General features: G+C 40.9%; 13 protein-coding genes. 11 read left to right on the top strand and 2 right to left on the bottom strand.

What is annotated here, in order from left to right; genetic code table 11:
* Positions 1-10 precede the first annotated feature (10 nt).
* The 6 genes from B3600_RS04765 to B3600_RS04740 all read left to right on the top strand — a co-directional run bounded on the left by B3600_RS04765 (position 11) and on the right by B3600_RS04740 (position 11,410).
* Entirely contained in the window at positions 11-3,355 is a 3,345-nt protein-coding gene (locus tag B3600_RS04765; protein WP_286752263.1) for a SusC/RagA family TonB-linked outer membrane protein, read from the top strand.
* 53 nt (positions 3,356-3,408) lie between these two features.
* A complete protein-coding gene (locus B3600_RS04760; RefSeq protein ID WP_286752262.1) occupies positions 3,409-4,929 on the top strand; it encodes a RagB/SusD family nutrient uptake outer membrane protein in 1,521 nt (506 codons plus the stop codon).
* Positions 4,923-6,776 carry an alkaline phosphatase gene (locus B3600_RS04755; protein ID WP_286752261.1) on the top strand — a complete coding sequence of 618 codons (1,854 nt, stop codon included), beginning with the start codon at positions 4,923-4,925 and terminating at the stop codon, positions 6,774-6,776. Before B3600_RS04760 ends, B3600_RS04755 begins: the two co-directional genes overlap by 7 nt.
* Before the next feature lie 165 nt (positions 6,777-6,941).
* Positions 6,942-8,735, top strand: coding sequence for an alpha-L-fucosidase (locus tag B3600_RS04750; protein ID WP_286752260.1), 1,794 nt, complete (start codon positions 6,942-6,944; stop codon positions 8,733-8,735).
* Between the two features lie 213 nt (positions 8,736-8,948).
* On the top strand, positions 8,949-10,844 hold the full coding sequence (locus B3600_RS04745; RefSeq protein ID WP_286752259.1) for a sensor histidine kinase: 1,896 nt from the start codon (positions 8,949-8,951) through the stop codon (positions 10,842-10,844).
* Between the two features lie 158 nt (positions 10,845-11,002).
* Positions 11,003-11,410, top strand: a complete 408-nt coding sequence (locus B3600_RS04740; RefSeq protein ID WP_286752258.1) for a response regulator — start codon at positions 11,003-11,005, stop codon at positions 11,408-11,410.
* A 103-nt stretch (positions 11,411-11,513) separates the two neighbouring features.
* On the opposite strand, the gene B3600_RS04735 is transcribed toward B3600_RS04740, so the two are convergent.
* Positions 11,514-13,289 (bottom strand): aminopeptidase P family protein, encoded by a 1,776-nt coding sequence (locus tag B3600_RS04735; RefSeq protein WP_286752257.1) that lies wholly within the window; start codon positions 13,287-13,289, stop codon positions 11,514-11,516.
* A 234-nt stretch (positions 13,290-13,523) separates the two neighbouring features.
* Here B3600_RS04735 and dacB point away from each other — a divergent pair, with 234 nt between their 5' ends.
* From dacB to B3600_RS04710, 5 genes are all read left to right on the top strand, one after another.
* Positions 13,524-14,948, top strand: coding sequence for a D-alanyl-D-alanine carboxypeptidase/D-alanyl-D-alanine endopeptidase (gene dacB, locus B3600_RS04730; RefSeq protein WP_286752256.1), 1,425 nt, complete (start codon positions 13,524-13,526; stop codon positions 14,946-14,948).
* A gap of 93 nt (positions 14,949-15,041) precedes the next feature.
* Positions 15,042-17,324 (top strand): NADP-dependent malic enzyme, encoded by a 2,283-nt coding sequence (locus B3600_RS04725; protein ID WP_070563373.1) that lies wholly within the window; start codon positions 15,042-15,044, stop codon positions 17,322-17,324.
* A gap of 32 nt (positions 17,325-17,356) precedes the next feature.
* Positions 17,357-17,938, top strand: coding sequence for a Holliday junction branch migration protein RuvA (ruvA, locus tag B3600_RS04720; RefSeq protein ID WP_046672352.1), 582 nt, complete (start codon positions 17,357-17,359; stop codon positions 17,936-17,938).
* A 659-nt stretch (positions 17,939-18,597) separates the two neighbouring features.
* Positions 18,598-20,454, top strand: a complete 1,857-nt coding sequence (locus B3600_RS04715) for a beta-N-acetylhexosaminidase (protein WP_286752255.1) — start codon at positions 18,598-18,600, stop codon at positions 20,452-20,454.
* 178 nt (positions 20,455-20,632) lie between these two features.
* Positions 20,633-21,109 (top strand): GAF domain-containing protein, encoded by a 477-nt coding sequence (locus tag B3600_RS04710; protein ID WP_286752254.1) that lies wholly within the window; start codon positions 20,633-20,635, stop codon positions 21,107-21,109.
* Between the two features lie 25 nt (positions 21,110-21,134).
* Here B3600_RS04710 and B3600_RS04705 read toward each other — a convergent pair whose 3' ends face one another.
* Positions 21,135-22,040 carry a WD40 repeat domain-containing protein gene (locus tag B3600_RS04705; protein WP_286752253.1) on the bottom strand — a complete coding sequence of 302 codons (906 nt, stop codon included), beginning with the start codon at positions 22,038-22,040 and terminating at the stop codon, positions 21,135-21,137.
* Positions 22,041-22,247: the final 207 nt, after the last annotated feature.

Below are 22,247 nucleotides of genomic sequence, written 5' to 3'. Positions count from 1 at the left end.
TTACAAAAAAATGAAAACACCTGCATTCAAAAGAGAATTCTCTTTTTATCGGATCATGAAGTATCCCTGCATCGCATTTTCGATTACTTCGGTATTCTGCAGTTCATTGATGGCCTCCCCAAGCATGGCCCAACGTCTGGACAAAAGCAGTGTAAACATCAAAATAAGCAAGGGCGAGAAACTCGATGTGATTCTACACAAAATCGAGAGTCTTTCAGGCCTTCATTTTGTTTACAATCCTGATCTATTGCAAGAACGTAACACGGTCTTAAGCGGCAGTTTTAAAACTGAACCAGTTCGCTCTCTTTTGAATAAGCTTGGAATCAATGCGGTGGAAAAAGAGGACTATGTGATCTTGAACACACAAGCAAACATGAAGGCAGATCGTATCGTGACAGGTTTTGTACGGGACACATTGGGAACTGCAATCGCAGGTGTTTCTGTAAAAGTAGTTGGTACGCAGGTTGGAACGACAACAGATACAAAAGGAGCCTTCCGAATCGAGGCAGGACCGCAAGCTGTACTTTCTTTTTCGATGGTCGGATTCCATTCCAAGGAAGTCGCAGTTGGCGAAAATGAAGTTATTAATGTAACGCTAAGCGAAGAACGTTCGACCCTATCCGAAGTTGTTGTTGTTGGTTATGGAACGCAGAAAAAAGAGACATTAACGGGCGCTGTAAGCTTGGTTTCACTTGACAAATTATCGTCTAGGTCTGTCAACAGCGTTGGCGAAGTATTGGCCGGAAAATCGCCAGGTGTTATTGTCACAAACGAAGGTGGTGACCCAACTGCTTCACCCCGTATCAATATCCGCGGTGCTGGTGGTATAAATGGTGAAAGTGTACTCTATGTTATTGATGGTTCCATTTTCCTAGGTACGCCACAATTAAATCCCAACGACATTGAGTCTATTTCTGTATTAAAGGATGCTTCTGCAGCAATCTATGGTGCCAGAGCTTCTGGTGGTGTGGTGTTGATCACCACTAAAAAAGGAAAAAAAGGGCAGATGCAAATTAGCGTTGATGCCAAGTTAGGCCAACAAAGCGCTTGGCGAAAATTACAGCCGCTAAATGCCGAACAACGTGCCGAAGTCGCTGCAACAGCTGCAAAAAATGGTGGAACGACCATCCTACCTGCTTTTGATCCGACCAAATACCCGGAGGGTCTAGTGACCAAAACAAACTGGATGGATGAAGTTTTTAGAAATGCAGCACTACAGGATTACAATGCTGCAATTAATGGTGGTAGCGAAAAATCTAGTTTTTACCTCAGTTTCAATTACCGCAACGCCGAAGGTATTGTCCTAAATACGAAAACCAAGCGTTATAACTTCCGTATAAATTCAGAACATCAACTTACCCCCTGGTTGAAAGTTGGTGAAAACTTATCCTACAGCAGTACCAATGGAAATGGTGCCAATACGAGCAGCGATTATACAGGAGCGCTATTATCGGCCATCTATTATCCAACCAATGGAACCCCTTACAATGCTGATGGCAGCTTTGCCGGTCTACCAGGGCCATTCCCGGGCGATTACGGTGATATCATTAACCCTGTTGCCGAACTGATGCGCATCGACATCAACAATCCGGTCAATGTCCTTGTTGTCAATCCTTATGCGAGCATCCAATTGGCAAAAGGCTTAACATTCAGATCCAACTTAAGTATTACTAAATCAAACGCTAGATATAAAAGTTTTACACCACGACGTCCGGAAATAGGCAAACCCGTTTTGAGCAATAGTCTGGTTGAACGAGCTGATGATGCAAACGATATCCTAGCAGAACAAGTTTTAAATTACAAAACTTCTTTCGACAAGCATCAACTTGACCTAACCGGTGGTTATACCTTTCAAAAGACAAAAAACACCTATCTATATACTTCCGGAGCAGGTTTTGACGATGAGTCCAAACAATACCGTTATTTAACAAATGCCAATACCATTCAACCTTCAGAAAGTGGCTACGCTTCAACAGCAATATCCTCGCTATTCTTACGAGCAAACTACAGTTACAATGATAAATATTTATTATCGTTGATTGGTAGACGCGATGGGTCATCCATGTTGACAAAGGAAAATAGATTTAAAAACTACGCTTCTGCATCAGCAGGATGGGTAATCAGCAAAGAAGAGTTTTTAAAATCAGTAACCTGGTTAGATCAATTAAAATTACGCGGTAGCTATGGTATTTTAGGTAATCTCGGTAGTTTGTCAGCTGCAGCTGTCAACCCGCTACTAGCATCGACACAAAGTTATTTCGGTCAAACACCGACCTTACAAAAAGGATACGTACAAACGATTCTGGCCAACAAGAACCTCACTTGGGCTGAAAGTAAACAGACTAATATAGGTTTAGATTTGGGAATTTTCAACCATTTTAACTTAGTCGCCGATTATTTTATTAAGGAAACAAATAAAATGATCTTAACCCGTTCACTACCAGGTACAGCAGGCTTAAATAGTCAAACGATCAACGCGGGTTTAGTCAAAGACAGGGGTATCGAGCTAGGATTGACCTATAATAGTTCAAGAAATTCCGACTTTACATATTCCATCAATGCAACCTTAACCAAATTAAACAACAAGGTTGAAGAATTAGCACCGGGCTTGAACACCATTGCTGTGGGTACTAATTTCAGAAATGAATTGGCTCCGCTCTCTATTACCGTCGGTCAACCGCTCTACAGCTACTATGTGCTCAAAACAGATGGTATCTTCCAGAGTCAGGCCGAAGCTGATAATTACAAAAACGCCAATGGACAAAAAATTCAGCCGAATGCAAAAGCAGGAGATTTCAAATTTGTAGACATCGATGGCAATGGTTCAATCGGACCTGAAGATCGTTATTTTGCGGGCAGTGCATACCCGGATTTCTCCTATGGATTGAGCTTTAATGCGAATTATAAGGATTTTGATTTCAATATTTTTGCTCAGGGCGTTCAAGGCAACAAGCTTTTCAACGCTATCAAAAGAACAACGTATAGTGCAAGTGGCCCTTCTTACAATAAGTTAACGGGTATTTTGGACGCCTGGTCTCCAGAAAATCCAAATGGTAAAGTGCCAATCATTTCCACCTCAGATGCGAACGGAAACTTCAATGCATCCGATTTTTACATTGAAAACGGTTCTTACCTCCGCATTCGTAACGTTACATTAGGCTACACTTTACCAAAATCAATTGCAAGCAAATTTAAGACGGGTAACGTACGCATTTATGCAACAGCCAATAATCTGTTCACCATTACAAAATATACAGGTTTTGACCCAGAAATTGGGATGGATAACAATGGTCTTGATGTCGGCCGTTATCCACAAGCCCGAAGCTTTATTGTCGGTTTAAATGTCAATTTCTAATCTTAAAACAATGCAGATGAGTTATACTTATCAGCCCTAAAAAATAAAAAAAAATGAAAACGAATATAAAATACCTTGCAATAGCTGCACTAGCATTTTTTGCATCGTGCAACAAACAGTTAGATATAACGCCAGAGGGCTCCCCGTCTGCACAGAATTTCTGGAAAACGGAACAAGATGCGATCAAAGCAGAAGCTGGTATGTATGAAAAGTACAACGAAGAGGATTATTATGGCCGTGGAATGTTCTGGTTTATTAATGCCAGTGACGACATGGTGACCGGACGTAACAAACCCGAAGCGGACAATATCAAAAATTTCAACCGCAATTACATCGGTGGCGGTTATACAGAATCGCAATGGAGCATGCGTTATGCGATTATAAAAAGGGCCAACGATATTATTATCAATGTTCCCAATATCTCCATGGATGAAGCTCGAAAAAAACAAATCATTGGTGACGCCTATTTCAATGCAGGCCTGGTTTATTTTCAGCTGGCAGCAAACTATGGTAACGACAAGGCAGGTGTGCCTATTGTTACGCCTGAAACAGATGCTTCCGTTCCGGTAGCCAGAGCAAACAACGTTAACGAAAACTACGATTACATCATTTCACTGCTATTAAAAGCGGCCGACAACCTTCCTTATTTTTCTGAGATGAAGGATACCGATTATGGTAAAGCCCACAAAACAGCTGCATGGGCCTATTTATCAAAAGTATATCTGTACAAAAAAGATTATACCAATGCAGCGAAGTACGCGGATATGGTGATCAGTTCGGGCAAACATGAATTATTGACCAACTTTGTGGATGTGTTTAAAGCCGCCAACAACTGGTCCAAAGAATATATCTGGTCGGTGGTCTGTACGCCAAATGGTGGTGGTACTGGCTGGGGCAGCAAACTTCCAGGTGTGATGTTGACCAACAAAGCTTGGGGAATTTACAACGGCTGGGGTTACTATCTGCCGACAAAAGAACTTTACGATTCTTTTGAAACAGGTGACTTGCGTCGTGAAGCAACAATCTTGAAACCAGGAGACAAATTCCAGTTTTTTGGCGCAGAACGTACATTTACTAAAGACGGTGGCGCGACTTCGAACTATCAGTTCAAAAAGTACATGGAACCATTTTCATATGCCAACCCTATTCCAACACATGTCAATCCAAATGGTGACAACGGCACTACAGACCTCAATGTACCCTTGATGCGTTATGCCGAAGTATTATTGATTAAAGCTGAGGCGGCCATTAATTTAAATGGCGCTGGTGCTGGTGATACCGAATTAAATAAAATTAGAAAAAGAGCTGGTTTAATCGCAAAAAGCGGAATGACCCTCGTAGACCTAAAACGTGAGCGCCGCAATGAGCTTGCTGGTGAATGGGCAGACCGTCACCGCGATTTGGTCAGATGGGGCGATGCGCAAGCTACCTATGCCAAACCGCTACACGATTTTGATGGTGCTGTAATTTGGCCGGCTAGAAATTTCAATCCGCAAGTACATGATGTCTGGGCTGTTCCACAACGCGAGATCGACAACAGTTCCGGTGTCATTAAACAAAACGCAGGATGGTAAAAAACACTAAATTAATGTGGCTGTTATTTGCCGGCCTAAGCATTCAGTCAGTTTCTGCACAACAGAAACTGACTGCCAATGCAGGTCATAGCCACAATGATTACAAACAACAAATCCCGCTGTTGGAGGCTTACTATGCTGGAATGGGCTCTATCGAAGCGGACGTCTTCTACCGCAATGGGGAGCTTTACGTTGCCCATGAAAGCAGCGAAATCAAACCAGGGAAGACGTTGAAAAAACTTTACATCGACCCTTTAATTGCTTTCTTTAAGGAGAACGGCAATAAACCTTATGCCAAACCTGAGCAAACCTTGCAGCTTGTGATTGATATTAAGGAAAATTACGAACAGGTATTGTCTAAATTGTTAGCCGATTTGAAGGGCAACGAATCTGTATTCGACCAGCAGAAAAATCCTTCCGCCATTAAAATTGTCGTCAGCGGTGAAATCCCACCGCCCGAAAAGTTCGACAATTATCCATCGATGATTTATTTTGATGGTAGGCCGGAAAAAGACTATACGCCGGCACAGCTCAAACATATTGGGATGATCAGTCAGGATATTAAGCAGTATTCTGTCTGGAATGGCAAAGGAACTCCCACTCCGCCCGACCTTGAAAAGATGAAATCTGTAATAGACAAAGCGCATAAATTAGGTAAACCCTTTCGTTTTTGGGCTACGAAAGATAGTCCCAATAGTTGGAAAGAGCTTGGTCACATGGGGGTAGACTGGATCAATACAGACCACCCTACTGCACTTAAGAATTTCTATTTAAACAACGCTAAAGTCGAATACGCAAATCCAAAGGCCTACATTCCCTATCAGCCAACCTATAAAAATGATGGTGCAACGAGCAAGGTCAAGAATGTTATTTTACTCATTGGTGATGGAATGGGCTTAGCCCAAATACAAGCAGGTTTAAGTGCCAATTTTGGTCAGTCCAATATCATCAATATGAAACATATTGGTCTTTCGCGCACCGAAGCATCCAACTCGGATTTTACAGACTCCGCTGCGGGTGGGACAGCTTTGGCTACTGGACATAAAACCAATAACCGTTACATTGGCGTGGATGCAGACGGTAAATTGTTGAGCGCTATTCCTGATACACTTGCTCAACACGGGATCAAAAGCGGTATAATCAGTGCGGGAGATATTACAGATGCCACTCCGGCTGCATTTTACGCACATCAGATCGATCGGACCATGTCACAGGAAATTGCGGCAGATTTCAAAAATAGCCATGTGGATATTCTCGTTGGATCCCGTCGCGAAAGCTTCCTCAACAACAAGGATAACACGCTGATGAAACAACTGACGGCAAAAGGTTATCAGCTTCAGCAAAATTTAAGTGATTTTGAAAAAGCGACATCAGGCAAACAGCTCGTACTCCTGGCGGATTCTGCGACAAGAAGAATACTCGATGGACGGGGAGAAATGCTAAAAACTTCCCTCTCAAAAACGATTGAGCTTTTGTCTAAAAATAAAAATGGCTTCTTTATCATGGCCGAGGGTGCACAAATTGACTATGGAGCCCATGCCAACGATCTTCCCTATGTTGTTACCGAACAACATGACTTTGATCGGCTTGTCGGGGAAGCCCTAAAATTTGCGGACCAAGATGGTGAAACACTCGTCATTGTCACTGCAGATCACGAAACTGGCGGACTTTCCGTGTTGGATGCCAATTATAAAAAGGGAACTGTTAGGGGCAATTTCAGTAGCGATGACCATACCAATATTATGGTACCTGTCTTTGCTTATGGACCAGGTGCGCAAAATTTTATTGGCATCTACAACAATACAGCAGTTTTTAAAAAGATTATCCAGGCCTTTAACTTGAAATAATCGCGTTAAAGCTTCATACTAAACAAAGACCCTTCGTTTAAATACGAGGGGTTTTCTCTTTTTTACAGACGACATTTTATCCTTCACAGCCACTTCAAAACCCAATTTAAGGATCGATATTCGATTTTTTGCCTATCTTGTAAGTCAAAAAACAGAACAACCTTTATGATACCATCAATCAAGCGACTACTGATTCTGTCATTATTGCTATTCAGTATTTCAGCCAAACTATTTGCACAAACTTCTGAAAAAGCCTCATGGTTTAAAGATGCCCGCTTTGGCATGTTCATTCATTGGGGGCTGTACAGTGCAGCTGAAGGCATGTGGAAGGGCGAACCTTTGCGTTATATGAATAACTATGCCGAGTGGTTAAGATATCGCAACCGCGTCTCCAAAGAAGAATACGGTACCTTGGCAAAACGTTTCGACTGGAGTAAAATAGATCCTGAGCAATGGGTTCTTCTAGCAAAAGAAGCTGGGATGAAATACATTATCATCACCGCCAAACATCACGATGGTGTTGCTCTTTGGGACACAAAAGTTGGTCATTATAGCCTTCCACAATTGAGTGGTTCCAATCGGGATGTCATCAAAGATATTGCAGTAGCCTGTAGAAAGCACGGTATGAAATTGGGTTTTTATTATTCACATTGGATTGACTGGGAACATCCATACGGCTGGAACCATCAACAGGAGCTGTCGGGACATGTTACCGATGCCCAATACAATCAATATTGGCAAGAAAAAGTCATCCCTCAACTGCGCGAACTGATGACCAATTATGGCGACATTGCCTTGATATGGTTCGACATGTGGATCCCTTATCAAAAATCTATTATTAAAAAAGAACAATTACTTCAGGTTGTCAAACTTATCCGTGAACTACAACCTAATTGCTTGATTAATTCACGTCTAGGTCTTCCTACGGATGCTGAAAATGTGGATTTCGAAACATTAGGTGACAACCAATTTGGTAGCAATTACATTAACCATCCCTGGGAAACCCCTGGAACAATTGCCCATTCTTGGGGTTACAATGGTCAGGAAAATGAGTGGAAGTCAACCAGTCAAATTTTCCAGTCCTTAATCTCCAATGTAAGTCTCAACGGCGGGTTCACCTTAAATATCGGGCCACGTGCCAATGGAACAGTGCCCTACGAAAGTGTCAGTCGTCTGCACGAAGTCGGAAATTGGCTAAACACATACGGAGAGGGCATCTACGGCAGCACCGGCCTTGATCTAAAAAACAACCAGTTCGATTGGGGTTACCTGACAACTAAAAAGGAAGGGCAAAAAACACTCGTGTATGCACACGTCTTTAATTGGCCCTTAGACCATACACTTCGGATTACAGGAATCAAATCGACACCAGAACAGGTTTCCCTGATGAAGGGAAGTGTATCAACGGCACTAAAATTTGATCAAAGTCTCAGTTTAATCCATATCCAATTGCCTGACGCGCAGCCGGATCATTATGTTTCAGAAGTTAAATTAACCTTTAATGGGCCGGTGGAACTAGACAAAAATACGGTCCCAGAATCAACCTTTGGTGGCTTTTCATTGAAATCAACCAATAGCCTCAACCAAGGACTCAAAATTGTACGCTATAACGGCAAAAACCCAACGCATGCGATCCTGACGGGGGATACGAAGATCGATTGGGAGGTAACCATCCCTGAAGCGGGCATCTACTCACTCGATTTTTCAGCACATAATCCCAATAAAGAAAACAGTGTTTTTGAAGTCAGTACGACCAATCAGCGGTTGGAAGGAAGTTTTGCTTCGACCAACAAAATGGTGGTCGAGCCCAATGAAAACAATTATACAGAAGAATTTGTCGAAAACCGCATCGGCAAATTTAAATTCGATAAGCCCGGAAAGTATATCATAACCTTTAATAGTAAACAAGTACAACCACTTTGGTTCAACTGGATGTGGCTAGAAAAAATTAAGAATTAGACAGAAGGTCTTAGGCACAGAAGAGGTAAAATACTAGTAGGTATATTGTTATGCATACATAACAATATACCTGCTAGTATTTTATATAAAAAGTTACATATTTTAATATTTATTTATTATTTTGGGGTAAAAGTTACCAATTTTGCAAATTAAGTACTCAATGAGTTGCTTATACTTTTAAATGAGAAAATTAACCCTAAATATGGTTGAATAATGCATCAGCAGCGGGACTCTTTATCTATGCTTTTTGATCAAACTGTAAATACAAGGTTGGAGGGAACAATCACGACCACAGATGATGGCACTATTCTACTATTCAACAAAAGGGCTCAAGAACTTTTAGACTTCGATAGTACGGCAGATAGCTACAAAATACAGGAATTAATAACGTTTTACACAGCAGATGATCTTTCGGTATTGTCGCCTACAGAAACGCCATTTTTTACAGCTCTTTCCAAAAACCAAGACCAAAATGAAATTATCCTAGGAAGAAAAAAGGATCAAGAGTTTAAATGGTATCAATTCGATGTTCATGTTATGATAAAAGACAATAAAAAAGGTCTTTTAATTTCATTTATGGATGTATCGAAATTGGTCAATAAAAACCGCGTCCTGGAAGATAAACAACACCAACTTCAATTGCTTGTTGCCTCATTGAATGATCTCGTATTTGAAGTAACCGATGCTGGTGTATTTAAAAACTACTGGACCAACAATCCAGATCTCTTGTTCTACAGTCCCGAAGAATTTCTAAACAAGAGTCTCACAGAACTCTTTCCGCCGGATCTTGCTGTACCCACTGTCCAATTGATACAAAATTCATTAAAATTGGACCGCGAACTTAAGATGGATTTTCAATCCAATTTAAACGAGCACAAGGACAAATGGTATCGTTTACAGATTAAACCTATACATAGGGCTCAGAACCGGGTAGCCCTGGTTATTTCCGACATTACAAAACAAGTCGAGTCCAATGAAAAAAGTAAATTCAATGAACACAAGTTTAATCAAGCATTTTATTTATCAGGTCTGGGAATTTCATTGACGAGTCTCGAAGGCTACTCCATAGAATCCAATAATATGTTAACCAAAATTCTTGGTTATTCTCACGAAGAAATGTCGAAAACCAAGTTTACTGATAGAACGCACCCCGACGATATAAACAAAGATGTTGAACTTAGAGAAAAACTTGTCAGGGGTGAAATCGACGCATTTACGCTTCAAAAACGCTATATACATAAATTAGGACATTTTGTCTGGTGTTCTGTAACGGTTGCGGCAGTTTTTGATAATACCAATACCGCACAATTTCTCATCGTCCAGGTGCAGGATATTTCCGAATCAAAAAAGAATATCGAAATCCTAAAACGGCAAAAAATTGAATCGGATTTAGTCAAAATAGATCTTGAAACCAAAATACGGCAACTGGAAGAATTTGCGAACATACTTGCTCATGATCTAAAAGGCCCACTCAGCAATATACAGATGCTTATTGCTGAAATTAAGTTAACACATGATGAAAAAATAAAGGCTGATTTTGTGAACCTGCTGCATACGAGCAGTGACGATCTGACTGAAACGTTACATAATTTGGACGGAATACTTGATATTAAATCAAACAATTCACTGATTTATGAACAATGTAATTTTTTAGATATATTCAAAAAAGTGCAGCAGCAATTTATGGAAGAAATACAGCAAAAAAATGCAACTATTTCCATCGAATTCAATGTAAAAGACATCTATTATCCTAAGATTTATCTGGAAAGTATTTTCAGCAACCTCATCAGTAATGCGCTCCGATTTACAGCGACAGACCGAGCCCCTAAGATCGAAATACATACACATCAGGAACAAGAAGGAACGTTATTAACGGTTAGAGACAACGGGCTGGGCATTAACCTGCCAAAATACAAATCGGAGCTGTTTATGTTCAAAAAGGTTTTTCACCGTGGATTTGAGAGTAAAGGTGTCGGATTGTTTCTCATTAGATATCAGATCGAATCATTGGGTGGAAAAATCGATGTACAAAGTAAAATCGATTCGGGTAGCACCTTTTATGTCAAATTTTTAGAAAAAGCATATACAGATCCGCTGATACAGCTATAATAAAAAAATCAGCGTTCAATCCTGAAGCAGAAAATAACTGCTACAATCCTGGACAGCGTGATCTCATAAATAAAAGAGTGAAAGAAAAACTGCGCTGTCAATCAAAACCAAGATGAGGGTTATTGACACGATGAAAACAATTATTAATCAAAAAGACCATGACTCCTGAAACCAAAAGAACGATCATTCTCATTGATGATAATGCCATTTTACGGACTATTTTCGCCCATATGCTACAGGGATTTACCGAATATGAAATTGACTATCATTCTTTCAAAAATGCACTGGATGCATTGGATTATTTGGAGAACAATGACATCAGCCAGTCGTTGATGCCAGCAATACTCTTTGTGGATATCAATATGCCATTTATGACTGGTTGGGAGTTAATGGATGTACTTGAAAACCGGACCGATTTCATCAAGCAAACCAAGATTTTTATCGTCAGTTCCTCCACGAGCAAAAACGATCAGGAGCAACTGGCAAATTACCCTTTTATAAGCGGTTTCATTCTGAAACCTTTTGGAAAAGAATCCATTTATGAGATTTTGAAAAAACCCGATTAAAAAAACGGTCCCCCAACTTTTCTGCCTAAGTATTGGGGGACCGTTTATGTTGACAACTTCGTGTTGTGCGCAGCGGATAACCACTGTTGTTATTCTTTTTGGATTAAATCGCCTGACACTTGTCTGCCAACCAATTCTTTTCCTCAGCAGTAAGATGAGTCGATAATTGATCAAACACCCACTGATTATAGTTATTCAACCAAGCAATGTGTTTTTTATCCAATAGGGATTTTTCGATTAAATCGGTTGCGATATAACATATTGTTAGTGTCTCAAAATCCAGAAAGTCTCCAAATTCAGAAGAACCTGCCTTACGGGTCAACACAAGATTTTCAATGCGGATACCATGTTTGCCTACGCGATACAATCCGGGTTCTATCGATGTAATCATCCCTGGTTCAACAGCAACATCTATTGCAGCTGCATTGAACACTTGCGGACCTTCGTGTACGTTTAGGAAGAAACCGACGCCATGTCCTGTACCATGTCCATAATTGCGCAATGTTTCCCACAATGGACGACGCGTAATGGCATCGATCTGATAGCCGCGCGTTCCAGTAGGGAAAATGGCCTGAGAGCCTTCTATTGTTCCCTTGAGTACAAGCGTATAATCCTCTTTTTCCTCCTGCGTAAGACCACCAAGCGTTACCACCCTTGTAATATCCGTTGTACCAGTAGTATATTGTCCGCCAGAATCGACCAATAGTAAACCTTTAGGTTGTAATATATAGTTCGATTTTTCATTGGCTGAATAATGCGGTAGGGCACCGTGATCCAAGTATCCCGCAATTGTCGTGAATGAGACATCGACAAAACCCTCTTGACTTTCGCGAAATCCACGTAATTTCTCCGCAATAGATAATTCAGAAAGCTCACCAGAGGAGACATTCTCTTCCAACCATTTGAAGAAACGCGTCAACGCTATACCGTCTTTCACAAAGGTATGGCGGTTATTTTCAACTTCAACCTTATTCTTAATCGCTTTTAAACTTGTCGAGGGGTTTATTTTTTCGACAATCTTAACCTCTTTAGGTATGCTGTCGTAAACAGCAAAACAGGTACGTTTAGGATCAATTAAAATTGAAGCAACATCCAATGAAGGAATCGCTTTAAAAATATCTTCATAAGCCGAAACACCCACACCATAGCCTTTAAGTTCTTCAGTCGCCTGAGTTGTCAGCTTCGAAGGTTCGATATAAAGCGTTGCATTTTCTGGGGTAATCAATACAAATCCCAAAACAACAGGATTACATGGTACATCTTGACCACGGATGTTTAATAACCAGGCCAAGTCATCCAAAGATGAGATCAGATGAGCTTCCGTTCTATTCTTTTTCATCTCCGCACGAACAGCTTCAATTTTAGAAACCGTTGACTGTCCCGTAATATTTTCGTCCAGCAGGTAGGCCTGTGCCTTAGGCAGCGCTGGTCGTCCTTCCCATAATGACGACAACAGGTCAACATGACCATCTACTTTGATCTCCAAAGGCTCCAAAGTATGCTGAACAGATTGAGCCACTAATAAAGAAGCGAGATTGCCGTCAAAAGCAACTTTAGCACCAGCGCCCAACTGTTCGCCCAACCAATCTGCATACTCCGCTGCACCTTGCACTTTCAATTTCACCAATTCAAAGCCTGTTCCCGCCAATTGCTCTGATGCTTGGACAAAGTAACGAGAATCGGTCCAAAGGCCGGCAAAATCCTGTGTGATTGCCAACGTCCCTGCTGATCCGGTAAAACCAGACGCCCAGGCAATACATTTATAACGTTCCGGTAGATATTCACTAATATGAGGATCTGAAGATGGAATGATATATCCATCGATTCCCTGAACCTTCATCGCCTCACGAATGGCAGCTAATTTTTCGATATGCTTCATGTCGTCTATACAATTTTATGCAAGTTAGGATTTTTTAGGGTCGAATGCCTAACTTTAAGCCAAATAAAATAAACGAACTACAGCGAACGCTTTTCCCTAAAATTGGCAGCGTTCCAGGAATTACAATACGTCCAATGGAATATCCATGAGTTCCAAACACGAATAAAAATAACCGTGCCAACAAGCTCATCGAAGATAAGCTGGATATACCATAGGACTATAAAAACATGATATATGAACCAATTTGTGCTAAGTGCCATTGCCTTTTCAGCCTACACGTTAACGACCGTTGCTACGCCAGTATATGCACAGGATCTTCGTAGTAAAATTCAGGATGCATTCACGCAATTTCAAAATCAGGAAAACCTCAGAAATGGTTTGAGCTCATTGACTGTTTTCGACGCAAAAACAGGCCAGACTGTATTCGCAGCAAATGAGAACGTCGGATTGGCGACCGCCTCCACCATGAAGGTCATCACTTCGGCTACGGCCTTGGACTTCCTGGGCAAGAATTTTCAGTTCAAAACAACCCTGTATTATACAGGTGAAATCGACGAGAACGGAGTGTTAAACGGAAATATTATAGTGACAGGTACTGGAGATCCTACCCTCGGCAGCGCCCGCTACCCGGAGACTCAAGCAACAACGATACTGAACAAGTGGCTTACAGCAGTCCAGAATGCCGGTATTAAAAGTATAAATGGCGCAATCATCGCCGATGACCGGCTTTACAATGGCAACCAGCTTCCAGGGGGCTGGATCTGGACCGACATGGGCAATTACTATGGTGCTGGAATTTCTTCCCTCAATTGGTGTGAAAATGCCTTTGGCATAAATTTTCTGCCAAGCACTAAAGTCGGAGCTAAAGCTGAGATCGCCAATTACACAACGCCAGTTCCGTATCTGGAAATCATCAATGAAACAACCACAGGTAAATCGGGAAGCGGAGACAATGTGTACGCCTATGCCGCTCCCTATTCGACCAAGATATTTGTGCGCGGCACCTATGGACAGGACCTAAAGAAAACTATCGAGCTCTCTTCGCCAGACCCGGCCTATGATCTCGCTTATCAATTAAATGAAGTACTAAGTAACAACGGTATCACCGCCAGCGAACTACCAGCTACCGGGACCAAGATGGATTCAGTTGATATTTCAAAAAAACAGACCCTCGATATCCATTTATCTCCAACCTTAGACAAAATTGTCTTCTGGTTTAACCAAAAGAGCATCAACCTTTATGGAGAGGCCTTGTTGAAAGCGATTGCTTATACAACAGCTGGTAAAACGGGCACCGACGATGGCGCGTATTATGTACAAAAATATTGGAATGCCAAATTAGGCATAAAATCCAGTGAACTCAATAGTATGGACGGTTCGGGACTCTCGCCTCAAAATCGAGTGACCACATCAGCGATGAATAAGATTATGCAGTATGCACAAAAACAGAGTTGGTATCCTGCCTTCTACGAAAGTCTTCCCACCTATAACAATATGAAGATGAAAAGTGGAACAATTGGCGGCGTACTTGGTTATACAGGTGTGCATACCAATAAAACAGGGCAGTCGTTTACTTATACTTTACTGGTCAACAACTATGCAGGATCGGCGTCCAGCATGCGTCAGCAAATGTTTAAACTATTGGATGTCCTGAAGTAACATATTATTGTCTAATTATAATAAGATATTGGCAAATATTTCCAATTATCAAAAAGAATGATAGATTTGTAGCCTTAAATTAATAAAATCGTAATGAGTAACACTAATCGTAAACAGGCAGCGTTAAACTACCACGCAATGGGTAGACCTGGTAAAATAGCTGTTGTTCCGACCAAACCAACAAATTCGCAAAGAGACTTGTCATTAGCATATTCTCCAGGTGTAGCGGAGCCATGTTTGGCTATTGCTGAGAACAAAGAAGATGCTTATAAATATACCGCAAAAGGAAACCTTGTTGCTGTTATCAGTAATGGTACAGCAGTATTGGGCTTAGGCGATATCGGCGCCCAAGCTGGTAAACCAGTCATGGAAGGTAAGGGTTTATTATTCAAAATTTTTGCCGACATTGATGTATTTGACATCGAAGTGGACACCAAAAATGTCGATGAGTTCGTCAATATCGTCAAAGCATTGGAGCCGACTTTTGGAGGTATCAACCTGGAAGATATCAAAGCACCGGAATGTTTTGAAATCGAACGCCGTCTAAAAGAAGAAATGAACATCCCTGTGATGCACGATGACCAACATGGTACTGCAATCATTTCAGGTGCAGCATTGATCAATGCCTGTGAAATTATTGGTAAAGATATTTCAAAAGTAAAAATCGTCGTCAATGGCGCCGGAGCAGCTGCAATGTCATGTACAGCAATGTATATTTCAGTAGGTGCTAGCAAAGAAAATATTGTGATGCTGGATAGCAAAGGTGTAATCCGTACCGATAGAGAAAATCTAGACAGTATGAAAGCACAATATGCAACAGATCGCGATATTCGCACACTGGCAGACGCTGTAAAAGATTCAGATGTATTTATCGGTCTCTCGGCAGCAGACGTCATGTCGGCAGAGATGTTGTTATCAATGGCTCCGAACCCAATTGTATTGGCGATGGCAAATCCAAATCCTGAGATTGCTTACGATTTGGCGATGGCAACACGTAACGATATTATCATGGGTACAGGTCGTTCAGATTATCCTAACCAAGTAAACAATGTATTGGGTTTCCCCTATATCTTCCGTGGTGCTTTGGACGTACGTGCAACAGCAATTAACGAAGAAATGAAAATTGCTGCAGTGCGTGCAATTGCAGACTTGGCGAAACAACCTGTTCCAGAAGAAGTAAATCAAGCCTATAATACCAGCAATTTAAAATTCTCGGAAGAATATATCATTCCAAAACCTACCGATCCGCGTTTGATCACTGAAGTTTCTATGGCTGTTGCAAAAGCGGCCATCGCATCAGGTGTAGCACAGACCGTAATCGAAGACTGGGATCAATACAGCGATTCCCTACGTAAACGTCTTGGTAAAGATGATGCGATTATGCGCAATTTGACCATGGCTGCTAAAAGAGATCCTAAACGTGTTGTTTTTGCAGAAGCAGACAATTACAAAACGTTACGTGCGGCACAGATTGTTAAAGAAGAAGGTATTGCGATTCCAATTCTTTTGGGTAGAAGAGATAAAATCGAACGTCTAATCAAAGAATATGCTTTTGAACTGGATGGCCTTGAAATTATCGACCCAGTTGCTGAAGTTGATAACGAAACGGAGCGCTCGAAGAAATTTATTGAGCATCTATATGTCAAAAGACAACGTCGTGGTATATCGAAATACGATGCGCGTAAGTTGATGTACGACCGCAACTATTTTGGCGCCTCTTTAGTGGAATTTGGCGAAGCTGATACCCTAATTTCCGGTATGACCAAAAATTATGCAAATACAATCCGTCCGGCATTACATGTAATCGGTGCTAAACCAGGCAGCCGTGTCGCAGGTATGTATATGATGTTAACTAAAAAAGGACCAATCTTCATGGGGGATACAACCGTAAATGAAGACCCTACAGCACAAGAATTAGCAGACATTACGCTGTTACTGGATAAAGCGGTGAGACGTATGAACATTCAGCCACGTATTGCATTACTATCCTACTCTAATTTTGGTTCAAGTGAGGGAAAAACGCCAACAAAAGTGAGAGCAGCAGCGCAGATCCTACACGATCAACATCCAGAGATTATTGCTGATGGTGATTTACAAGCAAATTTCGCCTTGAACAGCGAAATGTTGACAGCAAACTTCCCGTTCAGCTGCTTAAATGGAAAATCGGCGAATACACTCGTATTTCCTAATTTGGAGTCCGGAAATATCGCTTATAAATTATTGCAAGAAGTTGGTGAAGCTGAGGCAGTAGGTCCAATCCTTTTGGGTATGAACAAACCTATTCACGTATTGCAACTGGATAGCTCTGTGCGCGAAATCGTCAATATGGTTACCATTGCCGTAGTAGATGTACAAGCACATCTTAAAAATTTATAGAATAGCTTAAAATCTTCCTATATTCGTATACTATGTACGAATATTTCAATGGAAAATTAGCATATAAAGCCCCCACTCATGTTGTTATCGATGTGAGTGGGATTGGTTATTATGTCCACATCTCGCTCTATACCTTCTCCCAAATCAAGGATCAGGAAAACTGTAAACTATTTATTTCACTTCAAGTTCGGGAAGACTCACACACGCTTTATGGCTTTGCAACAGAAGGCGAGAAAAAATTATTCGAAAATTTGATCTCTGTTTCTGGTATTGGCCCCAATACAGGCCGTATGATCCTATCGTCAAACACACCCGATGAGATCCAGTCTGCCATCGTCAATGGCCAGGTTGCCCTCATTCAAAAGATTAAGGGAATTGGCCCTAAAACAGCACAACGTCTTATACTGGAACTTCAGGATAAATTAAAAAAACAGGGCTTCGAAGCTTTGGCATCACCTATCCAATCCCAATCAGTTCCGGACGAAGCATTGTCAGCACTAGTGATGCTCGGATTCAACAAAGTCGCGGCAGAGAAGGTGTTAAATACCATTTTAAAGACCGAAAGCAATCTTTCCGTAGAGGATATGATCAAATTAGCATTGAAACGACTTTAAATCATAAACATTTGCTGAACATATCCGGTATTAATCATTAGATGACGGATACGTGCTGTTCATGCTGTAGCGTAAAAGATATAAAGGAACCTTCCGGTTCCTTTGTCATTTCCCGAACCTCAGTTTTGCAATACTTCGCGCCTTATTAACAGTGCTTCAAATTTGAAACATCAAAAAGATATTGCTATAAATAATAAGGAGCTGATAGGGACTTTATAGGGACCTCATTCGGACCTTATTCGGATAAAGCCCTATCAGCTCCGTTGAATGTACCTATAAACTAAGCATTAAAAACGCATCAAAAACGACATCATTCAGAAGAAGTTATAAGGTCGTTATCTTCCCTTCACGTGATCGAAATAATCTGTACAACGAAAGAAGGTTTAGTGATAAAGCATCAGCTCACAGGAGATACGAACATTTAAAAAGGCATATTTTTTTACCTAAATTTAGATACTATTCCCCGAAGTAAAATATCCCCTTTAACAGACTAAACAAACGATTGATCTAACCCAAACACGTTATTATCCAAACTACTTCTAAGTGCCCAAAAACACTTTCAACAGTGTTTTCATACCCTATTTGTTACATTTCCTCTTTGCTAAAACGTATTTATTCACCTATTTTTAGAACTTCTTATTTCAGTTATAATCTCACGCATGAAGAAACTATTTTCACTTGCGCTGGCTCTAAGTATAGGAGCAGCAGTATTTGCGCAAGAAAAGAAAGATGCTACCTTGAACATTGTGCCCTTACCGCAACAGGTTCAAATTAAAAATGGTACATTTAAAATCAACGCTAACACCAAAATCGCCTTTGATAGCGAAGAGGACAAAAAAGTTGCAACGCTGTTTCAGGATTTCCTAAAAAGCAACTACAGTCTCAATTTATCCCTAGTGAAATCAGCGAGCAGCAATACGATCTATTTCTCCTCCAAAAACGCAAAATCCACTAATGCTGAAGCGTATGAACTTAACATAAGTTCAGACCGCGCAACTATTAGCGGAAAAGCTGCCGGTCTATTTTATGGTATGCAATCGTTGATCCAGTTGCTACCTGTGGATAAAAAGGCCAGCATAGAAATTCAACAAGCTTCAATCCAGGATGAACCTCGCTTTGCTTACCGTGGATTACATCTCGATGTTGGCCGTCATTTCTTTCCAGTAGAGTTTGTAAAAAAATACATTGATATTCTGGCGTCTTACAAATTGAATACGTTTCATTGGCATTTGACAGACGACCAAGGCTGGCGTATCGAAATCAAATCACATCCAAAATTGACTCAGATTGGCGGTTACCGCAAGCAGACACTACTGGGTAACTACAAGACAGATGGTGATTATGATAACACACCTTATGGCGGTTTCTATACCCAAGACCAAATCAAAGAAGTGGTTGCTTATGCTAAAGCTAAATATGTAACGGTTATACCCGAAATCGAAATGCCTGGGCATGCGTTAGCAGCACTTTCGGCTTATCCAGAATTGGGCTGTGGTGATAAGCCAGGACCTTACACGGCCGCGCAGACTTGGGGGGTCTTTGACGATGTTTTCTGTGCTGGAAAAGAAGAAACATTCAAGTTGTTGGAAGATGTCATTGACGAAGTCATTCCCCTATTCCCGAGTGAATATATCCACATCGGCGGTGATGAGTGTCCAAAAACAAAATGGAAAACATGTCCATTTTGTCAAAAAAGAATCAAAGATAACAACCTCAAAGATGAACACGAGTTACAGAGCTATTTTATCCAACGTATGGAAAAATATATCAATAGCAAAGGTAAACGTATCATTGGATGGGATGAGATCTTAGAGGGTGGTTTAGCGCCTAATGCGACTGTCATGAGCTGGAGAGGCGACCAAGGTGCGATTGATGCAGCCAATCAAGGTCACGATGTGATCATAACGGCAAACAGCTATGGTCTATATTTTGATCACAAACAAGGTCCTGATCAAAACAGAGAACCTTTAAGTATCGGCGGACTTTCCACATTGAGCAAAGTATATGCGTCAGACCCAATGCCTAGCAAAATTGCTGAAAACAACAAGAAACACGTTCTAGGTGTACAAGCAAATATTTGGACAGAGTATATTGGATCATCCAATAAAGTCGAATTTACAGTGTTACCGCGCGTTTTAGCGCTTTCTGAAATTGCCTGGACACAGCCAGAGAAAAAGAATTGGAAAAATTTCTCAGAACAGCGTGCAGCAAATCAGCTGGCTAAACTTGACCAAACCAATACATTCTATCGTGTACCGGAAGTATATGGCATAACAGATACCACCGTATATGCTTCGGAATATACGATCAGAGGCTTGAAACCATCTGTCGAAGGGGCCAAAATTTATTACACATTGGACAACTACGATCCTTCAGAATTGGATTTAGAATATACAGGTCCAGTGAAAATTACGGTTCCTAATGGCAAGGAACGTGTTTTCAAAGCCGTTGTTGTAACGCCTTCCGGCAAAAGAAGCAACTACATTCGGGTGAATATTATCAACACCAAGAAATAATAACATTTGCCTGATAAGAAAGCGCTAATATTCTGTTAACTTTGAACAGCGTATTAGCGCTTTTTCATTTCATGCAGGTTGGGATCCGACATGTTCTGAAGCTTTCTGGGCAGGCAAAACATGTTTGGCATTATAGTCCTGATAGCAAATGCATGATTATTTTTTTACATCGATTTTTATGGCCGAGGATTTACAAATAGCTAAAGGTAGCAAAGAAGAACAATATCAAAATTTACTTCCTCAGATTGGGGGACTATTGCAAGGCGAGCCTAATCAAATTGCCAATCTGGCTAACATCGCTGCTGCATTGAAAGAACAATTCAATTTTTTCTGGGTTGGATTCTATCTTATTGATGGCGAAGAGCTCGTATTAGCCCCTTTTCAGGGGCCCGTTGCATGCACACGCATCAAAAAAGGACGTGGTGTATGTGGGGGTGCTTGGGCAGAGGAAAAAACACTAATCGTTCCTGATGTGGAAGAATTTCCGGGACATATTGCCTGTAGTTCGCTCTCGCGATCCGAAATCGTGCTACCCCTTTTTAAACAGGGGCAGATTATCGGTGTGCTTGACGTTGACAGCAGTGAATTAAATAGTTTTGATGAAGTCGATGAGCAATACCTTAAACAGATATTGCAGCTTTTAGACAGCGAATAAATAAGCTATACTATTTTTTGATCATTTATTTATTTTCAAATTCCCAGACTTTCACTAGTTTGTCATCGCTGACGCTAAAGAAATATTGCCCATTTTCGGACCATGCTCCCGCATTTACAGATAAATGATGGCCATCTTGCATCTTCTCGCGGCTCATATTTTTCAATAGTGCAAAATCGGCTGTGGACCAAAATTTCAACGATTTGTCGCGACTGACAGTAGCAAAAATTGGTGCTTCAGGATGGGGATATATTCCATATACGGTAAACAGATGCGGTACAAACGAAAAATTAGTTGTCAATTGATTGGGGTCTGAAATCACCAATTGCGCATCCCGTCCACCGCTTAGCAATTTATTATGGATAAATGCCAGCGACGTAGCGGGCATGCTATGCAATTTTGCATCAGTAATAACATGAAAGTCAGTACTGTCCAAGGTATAAACTTTCCCATCTTTATCCCCTAATGCTATTCGTCCAAGTCCTTCATCAATTGCAATTGCGCGAATTGTTGTCGGGGATATACGCTTTTCGTAAATACATTTATAAGTTGTCAAATCGATGACATACAATGTTCCTTCTTCACCTACTGCCAGAAGTTCATTTTTCCAGGACATATAAGCCAATGCAAAAATAGCTTTGTTGCTCAGCTGTATACTTGCTCCAAGCTTTTGCTCTTCGACATCTACAAAAAGCAGTTTACCCTCACGCAAGGCTATGGCCAGAATCGGCGTCCCCGGGATCAACCGTAAAGCATAAACCGATGAACTTACCGCACAGAGAATACGCTTAAATGCATTTTGCTCAATATCCCATTCGACAACGCCCTTATCGTTACCAGCCGTAAAAAAAGTATCTGCATAGTAGCCCTTCTCTACACAAAAAATAGGGTTTTGATGCCCTGGTAACGTCGATTTTAATGTAATATCCATAGTAATTCGCTAAAACGCCTTCTCTATTCGGAGCACCTGTTTTAAGCCTATTTTTTTATGTTATAGGACCGAATTCTCCGCTGACTGAGCTGTGATCCAGTAAAGATCAATACAGCAATACGTATTGTTAGTCGGTAGAAACAAGAAGTGCAGTATATCCACAAATATACTGCACTTCTTAGATTATTTTGTCATCTTAGCTTAAAG

It is taken from the genome of Sphingobacterium sp. UBA2480 (genome assembly GCF_002341965.1).
Taxonomy (GTDB): domain Bacteria; phylum Bacteroidota; class Bacteroidia; order Sphingobacteriales; family Sphingobacteriaceae; genus Sphingobacterium; species Sphingobacterium multivorum.
Note: the sequence above shows the minus strand (reverse complement) of the source record. Positions and strands in the feature narration are given on the sequence as shown.